This window comes from Alteromonas lipotrueae, from assembly GCF_019249255.1.
Taxonomy (GTDB): domain Bacteria; phylum Pseudomonadota; class Gammaproteobacteria; order Enterobacterales; family Alteromonadaceae; genus Alteromonas; species Alteromonas lipotrueae.
In genome coordinates this window covers 63,853-83,764 of record NZ_JAESDJ010000009.1, presented here as the reverse complement: position 1 = coordinate 83,764, position 19,912 = coordinate 63,853, and the positions used below count along the sequence as shown (strand labels likewise).

Genomic DNA, 19,912 nt, shown 5'->3' with positions numbered 1-19,912 from the left:
ATCTCCTACCCAATACGAGACAATTTCAGAAGCTTTTTAATATCAGCCAGCATACTTCGGCTTTCCATCACCGCGGTACTTCTGTCACTGTCTATTTGGTAATACAACATGGCATTATTTAAGGTATCAACGATATATACGCTTTGCTGTTTAAGGTTGGTGATAGGCACACCGCTGACGCTCAGGGTATGCACATTGGCGTACTCAGATAACTGTTCTAGCGCTGTTACATCACTTTTTTCAGTGAACAAAACTAATGCTTGCGCCCTGTCAGACTCTTTGCCTAGCGCCAGCCACACTTGGTTAATGCTAAACAATGCATTTTCACAAGTGACATCACAGCTTTCGGGCAAGACATACAACAAGCGCCATTTCGGCTCCGTACCTTCTAAAAGCGATGAAACATCAATGGTAGGCTGCAACAATGCACCTTTATTGGTAGCACCTTGGTTGAACCAATCATTCTCTAACGCAAGCTTGGCTAAAATCACTGGTAGCACGAACACGGCAACCATGATAATTAAGGTTTTTTTCGAGGCCGGATTACTCATATTGACGTCCTTTTTTCATAATTGCGAAACCGCCAATCAAGGCGGCTGCGATTGCAAGACCAAACCATTGAATGGCATAACCCAAATGCTTTTCAGGCGGCATGGAAACTCGATTATAACGCCTGACAAAAAGGTCATTTTTTGCGGTAAGTACTACTACATAAGGTAATAAGTTAAGCGATAACAATTCACTGGCGGTACTGGTAGAAACTTGCTGAATACGAGCCGGAAAGCTTAATGCTGATGAAAGCGTTTCTTTTACTAACGGATTATGAGTGGGCTGACTCACCACCCCTTCAAATTGTTGTGCGTGGTGGCTAATTTTTACTGCCGGTAGCGAACGCATTAAGTCTGGTGCAGGCAACCAGCCATAATTAACTAATATCCACCCTGCATTGGTTTGTACTGGCACTAGAACGTCATAGCCTACCCGTTGTTCGTGTATTTGATTATCGAGCAATAACACCTTGTCGCCGTTTGGCGTACCTTCAAAGTAAACGGCGCGATCTTCGGGCGCTTTCATTGAAAGGGCATCAATAAGCGACAAGCTTTCTTTCCCCTGTTTTTCGGTTATGCTAGCTATGCGTTGTTGCTTTTGTGCCATTCGGTCTAGTTGCCAGAACCCCAAGCCACACATCGCCATTACACATAGACTAGTAATGACGATTGCGATTAATTTGGATGCTGTAACCTGATTCATTTGGCCAACCTGCACACTACTATTGAGGTTTATATGTTGATAAAAATAATCTTGGTTGCATTGGTAATTTTCATGATCGTTAACCTATTTATGGCCATGCGTGTCATGATGAAAAACGATCCCAAAGACGGTCCAATGAGTAAATATATCGGTCGCAGGGTGCTCACATCTGCCATCATAGTGATTTTAATTTTAGTGGCGATTGGCACCGGTTTAATTACGCCAAACCCTCGACCTTACTAGGGTTTGGCAACGTTTTTATAAAACGTAAACAAAGATATAAAGCATTACCCACACCACATCAACGAAGTGCCAGTACCAACTTCCGGCTTGAAAAGCAAAGTGGTTATGCGGTGTAAAATGCCCTTTTAGTACCCTAAAAAACATGACAATAAGAATGATGGTGCCAAGGGTAACGTGCATACCGTGAAAGCCCGTCAGCATGAAAAAGGTATTGCCGTAAATGCCTGACTGTAGCGTTAGCCCTAGGTCACGATAGGCGTGAACATACTCTTCCACCTGTAAGAATAAAAACCCAATTCCCAGCAAGATAGTGACGCCTAACATTAGGGTCAGTTGTTTGCGTTTGTTCTGCTCTAAACCAACATGAGCAAAATGCAATGTGACCGACGATATAAGCAAAATAACCGTATTAATGGTGGGTAAACCAACCGCACTCATTTCTTGTGTAGTGATGCCCCCTGGGGTAGATACTAACGGCCACATGGCTTCAAATGTGGGCCATAACACTTCGTTAGTCATTGCATTATTTGATGCACCGCCTAACCAAGGCACTGAAATGAATCGGGCATAATAGAGTGCCCCAAAGAAAGCGGCAAAGAACATGACTTCAGAGAAGATAAACCAACTCATTCCCTGTCGGTAAGAGCGTCCTAATTGGTCGCTATATAGCCCTGACATAGACTCATCAATTTGGTTTTTAAACCATCCGACCAGCATCACCATCAATACGACAAACCCAGCGAGAAGTGTATAGCCTCCATAGCCTGATTCACCTTTAGTGGCTTCAATCACAAAGTTGCCCGCGCCAACGGCAATTAAAAATAGCGCCACCGCGCCTACAATAGGCCATGGGCTTTGTGCCGGTACATAATATTTCTGATATTCTTGCTGCATTACTCTCTCCTTATCCCAACACCTGTTATTTACCACTTTCAGGTTGAGGGACCATGTAGGGATTCGGTTTTGTTTTCATGTCACTCGCTCGTGCGGTCACATCAAAAAGGGTGTATTGCACAGTAAAATAACTAATATCTTCGGGAAGCTGTGGGTCGACATAAAACTGCATGGGCATATAAGCCTCGGCCCCAGCATTTAAAGGTTGTTGATTAAAACAAAAGCATTCCGTTTTATTCAAATATAGCGCTGCCATACCCGGCGACACCGATGGAATAGCTTGCGCCATCATATTGCTCGACGCTGGATTTCTTACGTAAAACGACACCGTATTAAGCTCCCCAGGGTGCACTTTCATACGACTAGTTTGCGCGCGAAATTCCCACGGCATACCAGTGTTAGTGCGGGTAATAAACTCCACTGTTATCTCACGGCTTTCGTCTATTTCGATGGACTCATACACCGCTGCGGTATTCTCAGTTTTACCGTTAATACCAGTAACGTCACAAAATACGTCGTAAAGTGGCACCAGGGCGAACCCAAAACCAAACATGCCAAACACAATAACGACGAGTTTTATCACCATTTTGTTGTTTGCATTTGCTTGTGTCATGGGTAGCTCCTTTTCTTACTTGCCCTATTTTCTCTATTTAACAACGGGCGGCGTTTCAAAGGTGTGATAGGGCGCAGGAGAAGGAATTTCCCATTCTAGTCCCTCGGCACCTTCCCACACTTGGGCAGATACTGGCTCACCCTGCTTCTTACAGGCCTTAATTAACAATGCTAAGAAGATTAGTTGCGACAGCCCAAAGGCAAAGCCGCCAAGGCTTATCCACTTATTAAAGTCGGCAAACTGTAAGGCGTAGTCAGGAATACGACGTGGCATACCAGCCAGCCCCACAAAGTGCATCGGGAAGAACAACACATTTACCGACACTAGTGAGCACCAGAAATGCCATTTTGCTAGCGCCGTGTCGTACATTTTCCCTGTCCACTTGGGTAACCAATAATACACCGCAGCCATAATCGAGAAGATGGCACCGGTGACCAGAACGTAATGGAAATGTGCGACCACGAAATAGGTATCGTGGTATTGGAAGTCCACCGGCACGATGGCCAGCATTAATCCTGACAGGCCGCCAATGGTAAACAATACGATAAACGCAATGGCAAACATCATGGGCATTTCAAAGGTTAGAGAGCCCCGCCACATAGTCGCCACCCAGTTAAAGACCTTCACGCCTGTAGGCACCGATATAAGCATAGTGGCAAACATGAAGAACATTTCCATATACACCGGCATGCCGGTGGTAAACATATGGTGAGCCCATACCACAAAGGACAACAGCGCAATAGAGCCGGTGGCATACACCATTGATGCGTAGCCAAACAGCTTCTTACGGGAAAACGTAGGGACAATTTGAGAGATAATACCGAAGGCCGGCAATATCATGATGTACACCTCAGGGTGCCCAAAGAACCAAAAGATATGCTGGAACATAACGGGGTCACCACCACCTGCTGCATCAAAGAAGCTGGTGCCAAAGAACTTATCCGTCAGTACCATGGTGACCGCCCCCGCTAACACAGGCATAACAGCAATAAGCAAGAAAGCAGTAATAAGCCAAGTCCACACGAATAAAGGCATTTTCATCCACGTCATACCGGGGGCACGCATGTTGAATATGGTCACAATGACGTTAATAGCCCCCATAATGGATGAGATACCCATGATATGTACCGAGAACACAAACAATGCGGTTGAGTCACCACTGTAGGTGGTAGAAAGCGGTGCATAGAAGGTCCAACCAAATGCCGGGCCGCCGCCCTCTAAAAATAGCGAGCTAAGCAAAATAAGAAAGGCGCCAGGTAATATCCAAAAACTCCAGTTATTCATTCGCGGCAGCGCCATGTCTGGTGCACCTATCATCATAGGAATTAGCCAGTTTGCAAGCCCCGTAAAGGCTGGCATTACCGCACCAAATACCATGATAAGGCCGTGCACAGTCGTCATTTGATTAAAGAAGTTTGGCTCAACAATTTGTAATCCAGGCTGAAATAGCTCAGCACGGATCACCATTGCCATGGCGCCACCAATCAAAAACATGATAAAGGCGAACCATAAATACAACGTGCCTATATCTTTGTGGTTAGTGGTAAACAACCATCGGGTTATTCCTTTTGGAATATGGCTATGATGGTCATGATCTTCGTGATGCGCCGAGGTATCCGGCGCAATGACATCAGTTGCTTTACTCATTACGCACTCCTAGTTCCCATTAACGACGGCGTTAACATCTTTAGCCTGCACCATATCACCCGTGTTATTGCCCCACGCATTTCGTTCGTAGGTCACCACAGCCGCAATGTCTTTCAGGCTTAACATTTTTCCGAACGCCTGCATGGCCGTACCGGTTTTACCGTTCAACACAATATCAATATGTGCAGTTTGGTCTTCAAGTACCATCTCACTGCCTTTAAGCGCAGGGAAAACTCCGGGTAACCCTTCGCCGTTAGGCATATGGCAAGCCGCACAAGTGGCGTTGTAAACCCGCTTACCTTCATCCATAAGTTCGTCCATCGACATATTCATCGACAGTAGACGTTGCTCTTCTTCTTTCGCTTGGCGAGCTGCTTCTTCTTGTTCATTCATCCAAGCATCAAATTCGGCAGGCTCTTTAGCAATGACCACAACCGGCATAAAGCCATGATCTTTTCCGCAAAGCTCGGCACACTGTCCACGATAAATACCTGGCTCGTTCACCTTTGCCCACGACTCATTAATAAACCCAGGATTAGCATCTTTTTTCACTGCAAAGTCCGGTACCCACCACGAGTGAATAACGTCATCAGAGGTGATAAGAAAGCGCACTTTTTGCCCTGTGGGGATCACCAACGGACGGTCGACTTCCAACAGATAGTTCGCGCCTTTTTCGAATTTGTTTTCAATTTGCTCTCGTTGCGTCGCCATTAACGAATAAAACTCAACGTCTCTGTCCATATACCGGTAATGCCACTTCCACTGAGATCCAGTAACGACAACGGTAAGATCAGGTTCACTGGTATCTTCCATCGCAATAAGGGTTTTAGCAGCAGGAATAGCCATAAGAATAAGAATGATGAATGGCACTACTGTCCATGCAATTTCCACTTTTACATTTTCATGGAAGTGAGCGGGCTTAGCGCCTCTGGATTTACGGTGCAAGTACATTGAGGCAAACATAACCCCAAAAACCGCAACAGCGATTGCGATACAGATAAAGAACATCAACATATGGAGGTCGTATACTTGACCACTTATGTCTGTTGCGCCTCGGCGCAAATTTATGGAAGAGCCTTCGCCCGTTGCTGCATCAGCAAACAGTAGTGGCGAGGTAAGCAAAAGTGGAAGCCCGTAAAGCCACTTTGTCGCTTGTGTCGCCGCTTGTGTCGTTACTCGTTTCACTCAACACCTCCGTTATAACAGAAGCATTAACGCATTAGATGCGCTGCGCTTCTGGCAACTGATACTCGAAATCCAACTTTTAACTTAACTGCCTAGCTTTAGTTGTAAAACAAAGTTACAGCTATTGTTATTATTTTGTTAAATACAGTATAAGAATTGCTCAATAAAACGCACAAGTCTAGTCTTTTCTAAGAAAAAACAATTGCAGCGTTTAATTTTTAATCAACGCGGTATGACAGAGAAGTGAATGACGTCACAGCGCATGGACGTTACACGGGTATTTAGCGAGCCCGTTTGAAACGCTCATTTTGAACGAGATGGGCGAATAGAAGTTGGCAATAAGTTTCTTATAATCAAAAGGTAGTTACGCACTTATGATTGTTTTTCAAACAAAACAGATGACTAAAATAGCGCTAGTTAGCACTAAAAAAGGTGACATAAATAGGAGAAAATATGCGGGAGCGGTATCTGGTGGCTTTTGAGGGATTTCTTAGACTTAAATACGATTATTGTGTAAGCAAGGTATGGTAAACATACAAAAAAGCGGCCTATAAGCCGCTTTCTTTACTAAATAGCTAAAAGGTTACATCCAATCAGCATTTCGAATAACACCAACGGCAATCCCTTCAATGGAAAAAGGCTCTGACGCTAAGTCGACTTTAATCGGTGAAAACTCGTCATTTTCGGCATGAAGCAATACTTCGCGGCCACGCTTTTCAAGGCGTTTAACAGTAACGTCCTCATCGACACGTGCTACTACCACCTGCCCATTATGGACATCCGTCGTGCGGTGCACGGCTAACAAGTCACCATCAAGTATACCAATGTCTTTCATACTCATACCGCTTACACGAAGTAAGAAGTCGGCGTGAGGCTGAAACAGGGCAGGGTCGACCTTATAATGAGACTCTATATGCTCTTGCGCTAGAATAGGCTCGCCCGCAGCCACTCGGCCAATAAGAGGAAGGCCTTCTTCTTCAGGGGCTTCATCTTCAAGAGGAATATTAAGTTTAATACCACGAGAAGTGCCTGGAAGGATTTCGATGACGCCTTTACGGGCCAACGCTTTTAAATGTTCTTCAGCGGCATTCGCAGAACGAAAACCTAAATGACGGGCAATTTCTGCACGGGTAGGCGGCATGCCAGTTTCGAGCATCGTTGTTTTTATAAGCTCGAGAACTTCTGTTTGTCTTGCTGTGAGTGGGCGCATAAAAGACCTGTCTGTCTATACAGTTCCTGTAAGTATATACACCTAAAAGGAAATGACAAGCACTAAGCGTTGCAAAGCATGTTTTTTACTCAGGCCAAATCACAACAAAAAAGCGACCATTAAAGGCCGCTTTATCTATCACTACTATTCAGCGTGACTAAAATTTATATTGCAAACTCACGCGAGCATTAAGCGGCTCGCCGGTGGCAATATTGTTGTCGTTATGTGCTGATGGGAAATAGTCTTCGTCGAATACGTTTTCCACATTTAGCTGAATTTTAATGTCTTCGCTGTAATCGTAATACACTGCAGCGTCTACGCGAACAAAATCAGGTAGTTCGACGGTATTGTTTAAAGACGCGTACTGCTCAGATTGATAAATCACGCCTAATGCAACACGCCATTTATCGTTTACTTCATATTGGTTCCATAACGTCAGCATGTGTTCTGGTAGCTGTGCTAAATCACGGTTCGCCAATGCGCCATCTACAATGCGGCCCATTTCTTCGCCATCAAGGTTGCTATACCCAGCATTTATTACCCAACGCTCTGAAAGCTTGCCCACCACCTGCACTTCAAAACCTTTGGTTTCGGTGCCGGTTAAAATAGACGCTTCTGGATTGTTAGGATCTTGCGCTGTGCCATTTTCACGTTCAACTTCAAATGCCGCTGCTGTTACGCTAAGTGAGTCAGAGAAATTCCACTTTACGCCAATTTCTTTATTTTCAAATTCTTCAGCTTCCAGCGCTTGGCTTGTAAGCGACAGAGAAAGGAATTGGTCACCTGAACGAGGTAAAAACGATTTGCTGTAACTGGCATAAATCGAAACAGATTCCGCTGGCTTGTAAATTAGGCCAACACGGGGTGACACTTGTGAATCAGAACTAGATAGGAAACCGCTGTTACCATCGTCAGCACCGTTAGCCACTTCAATAGTGTCTACCACATCGATATCAAAATTATCGTAGCGAAGACCGGCCACCACAATCCAATGCTCGTTAAGCTTAATTTCATCTTGCACGAAAGCTGAGGTAAAGGTGACGTCTGATGCACGATTTCTTACCGGATCTGTCAGCGTCATTGACGGAATAACCAGGGGGTCGCTAAACACGAAGGATACTTGGTCGTCTTGACTGTCTGCAAAAAACGCATCACGACGAGCATTTTCTGTATCTTGGCTGCCGTACTCCATTCCTGTTAGTAAGGTATGGTTAATATCACCTGTTGCAAACTGCCCAATAAGGTTTAATTGAACCAGCGCATTTTCACGAGTGGTGGTATCACGATACCCATCTAACGTAACCGTGCCTGCATCAGCGTCAAAGTTAACGGGGTACAAGTTTTGGTAAGCTTTATCATAATCAGCAAACTGAACGGTACCGTTCAAGTTCCAATTTTGCGATAGTGCATGATCAACACGAACACGGGCAATATGCGCTTCAAGGGTAGTATTGTTGAAGTCTGGAGCACCAAAGTAGGTGTCGTCAAAGCCTTCAAGCGGTGCACCATCTAATGAGGGTATACCTCTATCGACTAAACGATCATCATTTACGTATTCGTAAGATGCAACCACCGTGGTGTCGTCGTTAGCCATCCATGTATAAGTTGGGTTAATGGCGTAACGTTCACCATCTTTAAAATCACGATGATTATCAATACTGTCAAACACACCGTTAAAACGAAAAGCATTATTAGCATCTATGGCTTTATTGGTATCAACACTAATAGAACCAGCGCCAAAGGTATCAATACCTGCTGACAGTGTGGTGAAATCTTCTGCGCTACTGGCCACTTTAGTCACACGGTTAACTACGCCACCGCCTCCACCACGGCCGAATAGTAAGGCGTTCGCGCCTCGTAATATTTCTACACGCTCTAGGTTATACAATGGGCGAAAGTACTGAACGTCGTCACGAAGACCATCAACAAAAAAGTCGGCGGTGGTGTTCTGACCACGAATAGTCACCTGATCGCGATGGTCTTCACCTAGGCCAATGCTCACACCTGGGGTGTATTGCATAACATCGGCAATACTAAACAATGCTTGCTCTGAAATTTGTTCTGCGCTTACAACAGATACTGACTGGGGCACGTTAACCAATAATGTAGGGGTTTTAACCGCTGTGGCGACTTGTTGACCAAAGAATGCGCCGCGTACGGTAATACGTTCAACGCTTTCATCTGACTCAGCCATATCGTCTTGTGCGAATGCAGATGTGCCATAAAGAGCTAAAAGAACAGCAGTAGAAATAGTTGCTTTACCAAGTTTCAAGCAAGTCTCCTCAAGTGATAATTCAAACAGTATTGAAAATGATAGATATTCTTATTTAGAGCGGATTCTAGTCAGATTTATTGGCAATTAAAAGGTGTATTAATAAAAATTAAACTTTTGTTATAAATGAATGCGTCAGCTTGACGAGACAGTCTATTGAAACAATCCTCACGAATGGAATCAGTACCCTTAATGGTATTTACGTCAAGATGACAAGTTTGCCATTAAAGCATAAAGTAAACCTTCTTCTAACTATGCTTAACCAGAGTATTGAATTCCATCATGTTGCATTACCTCGACTATACCCCCGAGTTAGCCCCCCATTTCGACCGCATAAATAGAGAGTGGATAACCAAAATGTTTCATTTAGAGAGCATTGATGAGGCTGTTATTGGCTACCCACAGCGCAATATTATCGATAAGGGTGGATACATTTGGTTTGCTGAACACCCGGACTTTGGCATTGTAGGTACATGCGCATTAATGAAAAAAGGAGAAGGGGTATTCGAACTTACTAAGATGGGTGTGGTCAGTGAAGCAAGAGGATTAAAAGTAGGGGAAGGCTTGTTACAACATGTGTTGAATAACGCCCCTACCATTGCTTTTAATACATTATTTCTTTTGACGAATAAGAAGTGCGAGGCCGCCATTCATCTTTATGAGAAAAATGGCTTTGTTCATTGTGAAGAAATCATGCAAAAGTTCGGCTGTGCCTATGAACGCTGCGACGTAGCGATGCATTACAAAGGTGCAGTTACCAACTGATGTATGAGTAAAAACACGCTCAATCGATTTGCTATGGCAACAATTTATACTAATGACTCTTTCAAACAGCCCCATGGCCTCTGCAAGACATTGCACGAGATGTGGTACACTTCCCCCGTTTTAATTTCATAGGATTACAGAATTCATGTCGTGGATGCGAAAAGCCCTTTTGTCGCTATTTCATTATCCTGTTAAGTTGCTGGTTAAAGCCCACAGCATTCCCGTAAACGTAGAAACTGAGCTTGGCATTGATAAATCGAAGCCCATCGTTTACTTGCTTCCAGCAAACTCGGTAACCGATCAATTAGCGCTTAGAATGTCAACAGAAGCACTAGGCCTACCGAGCCCAACAGATACGCTTACGTTAGCGGGCAGAGAATACCCTTCTACGTTATTTTTGCGTAAAACCCAGCCGATCTTTCGTTCACAAGCAGACGATACGGGAATTGAAGATGTATTTACTGACTTATTTCATCTGCATAGAGATCATCACCAGTTAGATCTCCAAGTGGTTCCGGTGTTTGTCACCTGGGGCCGAGCGCCTGGCAGAGGCACACCAGGATTAGCCGACCTTATTGCCGACAATGCAGCGCCAAGTTGGCTAAGAAAACTCTTTATCGTGATATTTTTAGGCCGCGACAATTTTATCAATTACTCAAAAGCCGTATCAGCTCGCGCCATGTCAAATCAACATGGCAGTGATAAAAGCATTGCACACAAGCTAGTACGTGTAGCAAGCACTCACTTTCAGCGTAAACGCCAAAGTATGACCGGCCCTACATTGTTAGAGCGCCAAGAGTTGAACAACAGTGTACTAGGCTCTGATGCCGTGCGCCGTGCTATGGCTGAAGAATCACGCAGTAAAAAAATCACTCATGAAGCGTCTAAAGATAGAGCGCAATCTTACGTTACCGAAATAGCCGCCGATTACCGCGAAGGACTTATACGTTTTGGCGACCGACTGCTTACTCGCATTTGGAACAAAATTTACAATGGTATTAGTGTTGGACACTCTGAACGTATTCGAGAATTAGCCGCAAACGGCCATGAGATTGTTTACGTGCCTTGTCACCGCAGCCACATGGATTACCTTTTGCTGACCTACGTGATTTATCATGAAGGCATGGTAACCCCTCACATTGCTGCTGGTATTAACCTAAACTTCTGGCCGGTTGGGAAAATTTTCCGCCGTGGTGGTGCCTTTTTCTTACGCCGTAGCTTCGCCGGTAATAAGTTGTACACCGCTGTATTCCGTGAATACTTAGAGTTACTTTTCAATAAGGGCTATTCAGTTAAGTATTACCCTGAAGGTGGCAGAAGTCGCACTGGCCGTCTTATTCCGCCCAAAACAGGCATGCTAGCCATGACCATTCAGGCCATGCTGAAAGGCGTAAACAGGCCAGTTAGCTTGGTGCCAGTCTATATTGGCTACGAAAACGTGATGGAAGTGAAAAGCTACCTGAACGAGCTTAAAGGTACTAAGAAGCAAAAAGAATCGAACTGGCAAGTATTCTCGGCTATTCGCAAGCTTAAAAACTACGGTCATGGTTATGTAAACTTTGGTGAGCCTATTCAGCTGAATCAATTTTTGGAAACCCATGTGCCAAACTGGCGTGACTGCCGCGATGCCGAGCCAGAGAAAAAGCCTGCATGGCTAACGCCAGCGGTAAACGAGTTGGCCAACAATGTAATGACCCGGATTAATCGCGCAGCAGCGGTTAATGGCATGGCGCTAACGTCGCTGTGTTTGCTGTCATCGAAAACACAAACCATGAGTGAGTCTGAGCTTAAACAAGCGATGGGCGACTTTATCAGTTTGTTCAAAAATGTGCCTTTCAGTGCCGATGCCACTATACCCGATGCTAGCGGGAAGGAATTGTTTGACGATACCTTGAAGCTTGGTAAGTTTGTGATTGAGGAAGATGACTACGGTCGATTAATCAGCCCAAAACCTAAGTCGGCAGTTTATCTCACCTATTATCGCAACAATATTTTGCACTTATTTGCGTTGCCTGGCTTAATTATGGCCTGTGTATTTGCGCACAAAGGCACAAGTAAAGCGACAGTATTCCAGTTAATTGCTGCGTTATACCCGCTGCTACAGCGCGAGTTATTTTTGCACTTGTCTCAAGACGAAGCCCTTGCTCACACCGATGCGCTTATTGATGAATTGGTCGACCAAGGCCTTCTGCGTATAAAGGGCGGTGACTTACTTCCACCTGATGCTCAGCAAAAGCAGTTTCATTCAGCATGGCTATTGAGCCGCTGTATGCAAGAAACCTTGCAGCGTTATGCGGTAGTACTGACTATTTTAGACAAGGAAAAAGTTATTAGTCGTGGTGCGCTCGAACGTACCAGTCGCCAAGTGGCCGAACGCTTGTCTACCCTTTATGGGCTAAGCTCACCTGAGTTTTACGATAAGAACGTACTGTCTAGCTTTATTAGTGCGTTAAAAGATAACCATTGGTTAGACTCTACAGAAGATGGAAGCCTGAAATACTCTGAAGAGTGTGAAGCGCTTCGCGAAGACGTGATGGCGTTAGTTTGGCCAGAAATGACCCAGCATCTTGAGAATGTGGTATTGCATAACTAGTTTACTTCGTCGATTGGGATGCAGCTAGCTGCTACTCGATAATAGGCTGCACACTGAAGAGACTGTTATCGATAACGTGAAAAAGCCGAAACGTTAAATCGTTTCGGCTTTTTTATTGATTTGGAATACGCTTTACCTCGCCCCAAGGTAAACCATGCTTAACGTGAAGCGAAGTAAAGCGAAAACGGTTTGCTCTTTACTTAGATGATTGTGACAAGAAGAACTTATAAGCAGGGTCTTGTGTGACTTCATCTACTTTGTAGCCAAGTTCAATAACATGTTCATTGAAGGCCTCTCGGCTTTCAGGGGCAATATCGAACCCAACCAACACTAACCCTTCTGCTGCACCGTGGTTACGATAATGGAACAAGGTAATGTTCCACGATTCACCTAAGGTGTTTAAGAAGGTTAGCAGTGCGCCAGGGCGCTCTGGAAATTCAAAGCTGAACACTTGCTCGTTTAGAATGGCCGGTGGTCTTCCACCCACCATATGACGAACGTGTAGTTTGGCTAATTCGTTATTGGATAAGTTAAAGCACTGGTAGCCTTTATCTTCTAAGTCGCTTTGCAGGCTTAAGAACTCTTGCTGGCCGCCTTTTAATTTAACCCCAACAAAAATATGGGCTTCGTCATCATTCGCGTAACGATAGTTAAATTCGGTAATTGCCTTTGCGCCAACACATTCACAAAACTGCTTAAATGCCCCTTTGCGCTCGGGTATTTTCACCGCGAATACAGCTTCTTTTTGCTCGCCAAGTTCACAGCGCTCAGACACATAACGCAAGGTATGGAAGTTAATATTAGCGCCGCATAAAATGCCGCCTAGCTTTTTACCGGTAAGGTCGTGTTGCTTCGCATACTTTCGAATAGCCGCCACAGATATCGCACCAGCTGGCTCTGCAATAACCCGCGTATCATCAAAAATATCTTTAATGGCACCGCATATTTCATCGTTACTTACCGTCATGGTTTCATCAATTAAGCGATTACACAGCCTAAAGGTTTCTTGGCCCATCACTTTAACGGCAACGCCATCGGCAAAAATACCTACGTTTTCAAGCGCAGCAGGTGCACCTTCTTTTTGCGCTAGGGCAAAACAGGCAGACTCTTCCGATTCAACTGCAACAATTTTAATCTCAGGCTTTAATTGCTTTAAGTAAACCGCAATACCTGCCGCTAAACCGCCACCACCTAGCGCAACAAACAAAATATCTAGGTTAGGGTTTTGCTCTAGCAATTCGCGAGCAACCGTTCCTTGCCCCGCAATAACATCAGGGTCATCGAACGGCGGCACAAAGGTGTAACCATGTTCTGCACAAAGCGCTTTCGCGTGACCACTGGCTTGGTCGAAACTAGTGCCATGAAGTACAACGTTTACATGGTCGCCGCCAAAACGACGCACCGCATCCACTTTGATGTCTGGGGTAGTTTCAGGCATCACAATGGTTGCCTGAATGCCCTTGCGCCTAGCGCTGTACGCCAAACCTTGTGCATGATTACCCGCTGAAGCACCGATAACACCTGCATTAAGTTGTGCTTCGCTTAACGAGCAAATACGGTTGTAAGCGCCACGCAACTTAAATGACTTTACCGGTTGCTGATCTTCACGCTTTAAAAATATTTCATTGCCTAACTCGGCAGACAACAACGACATGTAAGAAAGCTCACTGCTTACGGCTACGTCGTAAACAGGGGCTAATAGAATTTTCTTTAAATAGTCGTGATCGCTAACGGTCATAGATTTTCCAGTTTCGATACATCACGTACTGCGCCTTTATCCGCACTGGTGGCCAATGCAGCAAAGGTTTTCAATGATGTTGATACTTCACGAACGCGATCTTTCGGGCGCCAAGGCTTATCGCTGGCTTCCATTTTCGCGCGGCGCTCTGCGAGTTCTTCATCGCTAATAGCGATGTTGATACTGCGATTTGGAATATCAATTTCAATCTTATCGCCGTGCTCAACTAAACCAATACCACCGCCACTGGCAGCTTCTGGCGAGCAGTGACCAATCGATAGGCCACTTGTACCACCCGAGAAACGGCCATCAGTAACGAGCGCACACGATTTACCTAAGCCTTTCGACTTCAAGTATGAAGTGGGGTATAGCATTTCTTGCATACCCGGTCCGCCGCGTGGGCCTTCGTAACGAATAAAGACCACATCGCCAGCTTTCACATCGTCAGCCAGAATACCGGCAACGGCATCATCTTGGCTTTCGTAAATGCGTGCAGTACCAGTGAACTTCAAGATAGAATCATCAACACCAGCGGTTTTAACAATACAGCCATCTTCCGCCACATTACCGTATAACACGGCTAGGCCACCTTCTTGGCTAAAGGCATTTTCAACTGAGCGAATACAGCCGTTTTCACGGTCGCTATCTGCTTCATCCCATCGACAGCTTTGGCTGAATGCTTGGGTAGTACGAATACCGGCAGGGCCTGCACGGAAAAATTTAATCGCATCGGTGTTTTCTGGATTGGTGATATCCCAGTCTGCAATCACTTCTGTCAGTGACTTACCTAACACATGGTTTGCATCACCATGCAGTAAGCCACCTTTGTTTAATTCATTCAAAATACCTAATACGCCACCTGCACGGTGCACGTCTTCCATATGGTATTTCGGGGTAGACGGTGCCACTTTACAAAGGTGCGGAACCTTACGTGACAGTCTATCGATGTCGTTCATAGTGAAAGGTATTTCACCTTCCATTGCTGCCGCTAACAAGTGCAAAATAGTGTTAGTAGAGCCGCCCATGGCAATGTCTAAGCTCATGGCGTTTTCAAAGGCATTAAAGTTAGCAATGTTACGTGGCAACACACTTTCATCATCGTCGCCATAATAACGTTTACACAGCTCTACTATTTGCGTACCAGCTTTCTTAAACAAACCTTCACGGTCAGCGTGGGTCGCTAGCATTGAACCATTACCCGGAAGCGATAAACCGAGTGCTTCGGTTAAGCAGTTCATAGAATTTGCGGTAAACATGCCTGAACATGATCCACAAGTTGGGCATGCAGAGCGTTCAATTTCGTCAGTATCAGAGTCACTCACTTTATCGTCGGCAGCGGCTACCATGGCATCCACTAAGTCGAGTTTGATGATTTGATCAGAAAGCTTGGTTTTACCCGCTTCCATCGGACCGCCTGATACAAACACAACAGGTACGTTCAAGCGCAATGACGCCATTAACATTCCTGGGGTAATTTTGTCGCAGTTTGAAATACATACAATGGCGTCGGCGCAGTGCGCGTTCACCATGTATTCTACTGCATCAGCAATAATTTCACGGGAAGGTAAGCTATAAAGCATGCCGCTGTGACCCATAGCAATACCATCATCTACCGCGATAGTATTAAATTCCTTTGCTACACCACCGGCGGCTTCAACACTTCGTGCCACTAATTGACCCATGTCTTTTAGATGCACATGCCCCGGCACAAACTGCGTGAATGAGTTAGCAATAGCAATAATAGGTTTACCGAAATCAGAATCCTTCATTCCCGTTGCACGCCATAAAGCGCGTGCGCCGGCCATATTTCTACCTTGCGTAGTCGTTGCAGAACGTAACTTGGGCATAAAATCCTTCCCGTTTAATAAATAGCTAAATTAATTACTTGTAAACCGGTGTTAACCAGTTCCATTTGTCTTCAGTAGTACCGTTGAAAAGACCGAAGAACATATCTTGCACTTCTTTGGTGATTGGGCCACGGCCGCCCGCACCTACTTCAATACCATCGACACTGCGTACTGGCGTCACTTCTGCCGCTGTACCACACATGAATACTTCATCAGCTAGATACATAGCTTCACGAGGAATGTTTTCTTCGCGAACTTCGTAGCCTTTGTCTCTAAGTAGCGTGATACATGTATCACGAGTGATACCTGGAAGAATGGCTGCAGTTTTAGGCGTGGTAATTACAATGCCGTCGCGAATAACAAAAATGTTTTCGCCCGCACCTTCACTGATGTAACCGTTAGTATCAAGGGCAATACCTTCACCATAGCCATGACGACGGGCTTCCATCGAAATCAGCTGTGAAGATAAGTAGTTACCACCGGCTTTTGCACCAGTAGGCATAGTGTTAGCTGCTAAGCGGTTCCAAGAAGAAATACCCGCATCTACACCATTTTTAAGGGCTTCTTCACCTAGGTAAGCGCCCCACTCAAATGCAGCAATGGCAACCTCAGCTTCCGTACCGAACGGCACTTGAAGTCCCATACCAATATCACCGTAAAACGCGATAGGGCGAATGTACGCTGATTTCAATTTGTTCTCACGAATGATATCAAGGGTAGCTTGATTAATTTGATCTAGCGTGTATGGAATGGTCATACGATAGATTTTCGCTGAATCGAACAAGCGACGGTTGTGATCGTTTAAACGAAAAACACAAGTGCCTTGATCCGGCGTGTTATATGCACGTACACCTTCAAATACAGACGAACCATAATGAATAGCATGCGTCATTACGTGAACAGTAGCGTCTTTCCAATGTTTCAGTTCGCCATTAAACCAAATATGTTCGGCAGGTTGCTTAGCCATGAGTAATCCTTCAAAAATTGAGCGTAAAGCCCGAACCGCGTTTTGCGGAAATATTAATACCGAGACGAATGATACATGACAGTGCGCGAGCGCCCAATACGCTTGATGCAATACGCGACGCGCGGACACATAAATTTACGCATCTGTGCTTTATCACTGACATTGAAACACTGTCGTTTGTCGTGTAAACAAAGGACATCAGATAAAAACAATGGACTTATGCCATTGAATTTACAGATTTAATTGACGAGCAACACCCAGTTCCTTGGATGAATACTAAAATGAATGGTTGTACGATAGGGCTATGGCTTTTACCCCAATTAAACGTGAATTGGCCGTTACACGTTTATTGTGCGCAAAGAAATAGCATGAAACCGCAGCCAAAATCAAGTATTTTTCGGTTCAAACGCGGTTTTCGTCAGATAAAAAAGGGTATCGCAATACAATGGTAGACTGGTTTCACTGGTTAAATTTAGCAGGGGTAGCCGTGTGTGCTATTTCTGGCACCCTAATGGCTTACCAAAAACGGATGGACGGGTTTGGGGTTATTGTATTGGCAAGCGCTACTGCTATAGGGGGTGGAACGCTGCGCGACATGATGCTAGATGTCCCCGTATTCTGGATTGCCGATAACGATTATCTTTACACCACCTTAATTGCTGCCTTCATCCCTATTATTTGGTTACGATTAAGCCCACGCTTTCCTTATCATTATTTACTTATTGCTGATGCCTTTGGATTAGCGTTGTTTAATGTAGTGGGGATTGAAAAAGCCTTAGCTAACGATACTGGCATTGCAGTGGCGATTGCCATGGGCACCATTACAGGGGTATTTGGTGGTCTATTACGTGATGTTATATGTAGAGAAGTACCATTAGTTTTAGGCGGGGAACTCTACGCAACGACGTGTATTGTTGGAGGAATGGCCTACGGTCTCGCCATGTACTTGGGCTTTGAGGCACAGTGGTGTGGTGCAGTAGCATTGGCAACAACGGTATTAATGCGGTTAGGCGCCCTACGTTGGCACTGGGAAATGCCGGTCTTTTATAACGAAAATTAGTTCTTCTTCTTGCCCTAAGTACAGTTTCAGCTTTTATCATGCTCGCTTAAAGTATTTCCCTTAAGGTACTTTTTCTAGAGCAACAATGTATGAGTATGGCAGTTGTTAAAACCTTTGCGGGGCAGGGCGTTGCTGCGCCAGAGGTGTCGGTAGAGATTCATTTGGCCAATGGTTTACCCGCGTTTCAATTGGTGGGTATGGCCGAAACCAGTGTAAAAGAAGCCCGAGAACGGGTGCGCAGTGCGCTCATTAACAGCGGCTTCGATTTTCCCGCAAAACGTATCACGGTAAACTTGGCGCCCGCTGATATTCCTAAGTATGGTGGCCGTTTTGACTTACCCATTGCAGTAGGTATTTTGGTGGCATCAGGGTATCTCCCTGACACTAGCGTGCTCAATATTGCGTTTGTGGGCGAACTGGGATTAAACGGTGAAATTAAGCCAGTAAATGGACTTATTCCTATTTTAATTGCTGCTGCTGACGATGACACTCCCCTTGTTTTTCCGGGAATTAACGATGTTGAAGCCTCGTTAGTATCCTACGCGACTCGCTACCCAGCGTTTGATCTTTTGTCGGTTTACGAGCACCTCGCAAATAATAAAAAACTTAATAAAGGTCAGCCCTTTAGCTCTTGTTCCTCCTCTTCTAGCAGTATGGGTTGGGATGATATTATTGGCCAAACACAAGCCAAGCGTGCATTAACCATTGCCGCAGCGGGTAGCCATAACCTGTTGATGGTAGGCCCTCAAGGCACGGGTAAAAGTTTACTAGCCAGTAGGTTACTTGCCCTATTACCCCCCATGACTGAACAGGAAGCTCTGGAAGTAGCCTCCATTCATTCGGTAAAAGGGGAAAATTTAAATGTAGAGCGGTTTTTAAAGCGCCACATGCGCAGCCCACATCATACTAGCTCTGCTGTAGCGCTTACCGGCGGCGGGTCGCAGCCTGTACCTGGCGAAATATCGTTAGCCCATAACGGGGTATTATTTTTAGATGAATTACCCGAATTTGGCCGCCGCGCATTAGATGTACTTAGAGAGCCATTAGAAACCGGTGATGTGCATATATCGCGGGCGATGGCGAGCGCTACCTATCCTGCCAATTTTCAATTAATAGCGGCCATGAACCCTAGCCCTACTGGCGATATTGACGACAACCGCTTAACACCACAACAGCAGTTGAGTTATTTAAATAGGCTGTCTGGCCCCTTATTAGACAGAATAGACATACAAGTAGAGGTACCCAGGCTTGCCAGTTACGATTTATCGCCACCGGTAAATTCTGAGTCTGACTCCATGTTAGATGCCAGAGACAGGGTATTACGTGCAAGAGAAGTGCAACTTCTTCGCCAAGGAAAGCCCAATGCACAGCTTGCCGCCGGGGAGCTTGCTGATTTATGTCAGCTAACCGATAGCGACTTACGCTTTTTACAAGCAGCCGCTAAGCAATTAAATTTGTCGATGCGGGTATTCCACCGCACCCTTAAGGTAGCGAGGACACTGGCAGACTTGTCAGGACAGCCTACGGTGACTCGCGCCCATTTAGCCGAAGCGCTAGGTTACCGCGCATTGGACACCTTAATTAAGCAGCTCAGTAGTCAGTAGCCTATTAGGTGATATTTAACAGC

The 19,912-nt window shown here is 45.2% G+C and carries 16 protein-coding genes; 5 read left to right on the top strand and 11 right to left on the bottom strand.

The window, feature by feature from the left end; translation table 11 throughout:
* Positions 1-5: 5 nt before the first annotated feature.
* A complete protein-coding gene (locus KYS23_RS13510) occupies positions 6-551 on the bottom strand; it encodes a hypothetical protein (RefSeq protein WP_159534137.1) in 546 nt (181 codons plus the stop codon).
* A complete protein-coding gene (locus tag KYS23_RS13505; protein WP_218397545.1) occupies positions 544-1,251 on the bottom strand; it encodes an SURF1 family protein in 708 nt (235 codons plus the stop codon). The genes KYS23_RS13510 and KYS23_RS13505 overlap by 8 nt, the downstream gene beginning before the upstream one ends.
* Before the next feature lie 33 nt (positions 1,252-1,284).
* On the opposite strand from KYS23_RS13505, the gene KYS23_RS13500 reads away from it, so the two are divergent.
* A complete protein-coding gene (locus KYS23_RS13500; RefSeq protein ID WP_159534141.1) occupies positions 1,285-1,494 on the top strand; it encodes a DUF2909 domain-containing protein in 210 nt (69 codons plus the stop codon).
* Between the two features lie 15 nt (positions 1,495-1,509).
* Here KYS23_RS13500 and KYS23_RS13495 read toward each other — a convergent pair whose 3' ends face one another.
* The 6 genes from KYS23_RS13495 to KYS23_RS13470 form a co-directional block, all read right to left on the bottom strand.
* Positions 1,510-2,388: a cytochrome c oxidase subunit 3 gene (locus tag KYS23_RS13495; RefSeq protein ID WP_159534143.1), complete on the bottom strand. Its 879-nt coding sequence runs from the start codon at positions 2,386-2,388 to the stop codon at positions 1,510-1,512.
* A gap of 25 nt (positions 2,389-2,413) precedes the next feature.
* A complete protein-coding gene (locus KYS23_RS13490) occupies positions 2,414-3,001 on the bottom strand; it encodes a cytochrome c oxidase assembly protein (protein WP_218397547.1) in 588 nt (195 codons plus the stop codon).
* A gap of 33 nt (positions 3,002-3,034) precedes the next feature.
* Complete coding sequence (gene ctaD, locus KYS23_RS13485) at positions 3,035-4,648, bottom strand: cytochrome c oxidase subunit I (RefSeq protein ID WP_159534147.1); 1,614 nt, start codon at positions 4,646-4,648, stop codon at positions 3,035-3,037.
* A 9-nt stretch (positions 4,649-4,657) separates the two neighbouring features.
* On the bottom strand, positions 4,658-5,833 hold the full coding sequence (coxB, locus tag KYS23_RS13480) for a cytochrome c oxidase subunit II (protein WP_013786737.1): 1,176 nt from the start codon (positions 5,831-5,833) through the stop codon (positions 4,658-4,660).
* 583 nt (positions 5,834-6,416) lie between these two features.
* The gene (gene lexA, locus KYS23_RS13475; protein WP_057795164.1) at positions 6,417-7,043 is read right to left on the bottom strand and encodes a transcriptional repressor LexA; all 627 of its coding nucleotides are present in this window, start codon (positions 7,041-7,043) and stop codon (positions 6,417-6,419) included.
* Between the two features lie 157 nt (positions 7,044-7,200).
* A complete protein-coding gene (locus KYS23_RS13470) occupies positions 7,201-9,315 on the bottom strand; it encodes a TonB-dependent receptor (protein WP_218419078.1) in 2,115 nt (704 codons plus the stop codon).
* A gap of 282 nt (positions 9,316-9,597) precedes the next feature.
* Here KYS23_RS13470 and KYS23_RS13465 point away from each other — a divergent pair, with 282 nt between their 5' ends.
* A complete protein-coding gene (locus KYS23_RS13465; protein ID WP_232370709.1) occupies positions 9,598-10,080 on the top strand; it encodes a GNAT family N-acetyltransferase in 483 nt (160 codons plus the stop codon).
* A gap of 145 nt (positions 10,081-10,225) precedes the next feature.
* A complete protein-coding gene (plsB, locus tag KYS23_RS13460; protein ID WP_159534151.1) occupies positions 10,226-12,673 on the top strand; it encodes a glycerol-3-phosphate 1-O-acyltransferase PlsB in 2,448 nt (815 codons plus the stop codon).
* 196 nt (positions 12,674-12,869) lie between these two features.
* On the opposite strand, the gene ilvA is transcribed toward plsB, so the two are convergent.
* Genes ilvA through KYS23_RS13445 form a run of 3 tightly spaced genes read right to left on the bottom strand, consistent with a single transcriptional unit; the run spans position 12,870 to position 17,225 of the window.
* The gene (ilvA, locus tag KYS23_RS13455; RefSeq protein ID WP_218419076.1) at positions 12,870-14,411 is read right to left on the bottom strand and encodes a threonine ammonia-lyase, biosynthetic; all 1,542 of its coding nucleotides are present in this window, start codon (positions 14,409-14,411) and stop codon (positions 12,870-12,872) included.
* The gene (gene ilvD, locus KYS23_RS13450) at positions 14,408-16,258 is read right to left on the bottom strand and encodes a dihydroxy-acid dehydratase (RefSeq protein ID WP_218419067.1); all 1,851 of its coding nucleotides are present in this window, start codon (positions 16,256-16,258) and stop codon (positions 14,408-14,410) included. The genes ilvA and ilvD overlap by 4 nt, the downstream gene beginning before the upstream one ends.
* Positions 16,259-16,292: 34 nt before the next feature.
* Positions 16,293-17,225: a branched-chain amino acid transaminase gene (locus tag KYS23_RS13445; RefSeq protein ID WP_159534157.1), complete on the bottom strand. Its 933-nt coding sequence runs from the start codon at positions 17,223-17,225 to the stop codon at positions 16,293-16,295.
* Positions 17,226-17,670: 445 nt separating this feature from the next.
* Here KYS23_RS13445 and KYS23_RS13440 point away from each other — a divergent pair, with 445 nt between their 5' ends.
* Entirely contained in the window at positions 17,671-18,285 is a 615-nt protein-coding gene (locus KYS23_RS13440; RefSeq protein ID WP_013786745.1) for a trimeric intracellular cation channel family protein, read from the top strand.
* Between the two features lie 89 nt (positions 18,286-18,374).
* Positions 18,375-19,889, top strand: coding sequence for a YifB family Mg chelatase-like AAA ATPase (locus KYS23_RS13435; protein ID WP_218397549.1), 1,515 nt, complete (start codon positions 18,375-18,377; stop codon positions 19,887-19,889).
* Positions 19,890-19,912: the final 23 nt, after the last annotated feature.

Excerpts from the sequence above, each read along its gene's own strand:
- KYS23_RS13510 (WP_159534137.1), bottom strand. The coding sequence starts at position 551 with ATGAGTAATCCGGCCTCGAAAAAAACCTTAATTATCATGGTTGCCGTG.
- KYS23_RS13505 (WP_218397545.1), bottom strand. The coding sequence starts at position 1,251 with ATGAATCAGGTTACAGCATCCAAATTAATCGCAATCGTCATTACTAGT.
- KYS23_RS13500 (WP_159534141.1), top strand. The coding sequence starts at position 1,285 with ATGTTGATAAAAATAATCTTGGTTGCATTGGTAATTTTCATGATCGTT.
- KYS23_RS13495 (WP_159534143.1), bottom strand. The coding sequence starts at position 2,388 with ATGCAGCAAGAATATCAGAAATATTATGTACCGGCACAAAGCCCATGG.
- KYS23_RS13490 (WP_218397547.1), bottom strand. The coding sequence starts at position 3,001 with ATGACACAAGCAAATGCAAACAACAAAATGGTGATAAAACTCGTCGTT.
- ctaD (WP_159534147.1), bottom strand. The coding sequence starts at position 4,648 with ATGAGTAAAGCAACTGATGTCATTGCGCCGGATACCTCGGCGCATCAC.
- lexA (WP_057795164.1), bottom strand. The coding sequence starts at position 7,043 with ATGCGCCCACTCACAGCAAGACAAACAGAAGTTCTCGAGCTTATAAAA.
- KYS23_RS13465 (WP_232370709.1), top strand. The coding sequence starts at position 9,598 with ATGTTGCATTACCTCGACTATACCCCCGAGTTAGCCCCCCATTTCGAC.
- plsB (WP_159534151.1), top strand. The coding sequence starts at position 10,226 with ATGTCGTGGATGCGAAAAGCCCTTTTGTCGCTATTTCATTATCCTGTT.
- ilvA (WP_218419076.1), bottom strand. The coding sequence starts at position 14,411 with ATGACCGTTAGCGATCACGACTATTTAAAGAAAATTCTATTAGCCCCT.
- ilvD (WP_218419067.1), bottom strand. The coding sequence starts at position 16,258 with ATGCCCAAGTTACGTTCTGCAACGACTACGCAAGGTAGAAATATGGCC.
- KYS23_RS13445 (WP_159534157.1), bottom strand. The coding sequence starts at position 17,225 with ATGGCTAAGCAACCTGCCGAACATATTTGGTTTAATGGCGAACTGAAA.
- KYS23_RS13440 (WP_013786745.1), top strand. The coding sequence starts at position 17,671 with ATGGTAGACTGGTTTCACTGGTTAAATTTAGCAGGGGTAGCCGTGTGT.
- KYS23_RS13435 (WP_218397549.1), top strand. The coding sequence starts at position 18,375 with ATGAGTATGGCAGTTGTTAAAACCTTTGCGGGGCAGGGCGTTGCTGCG.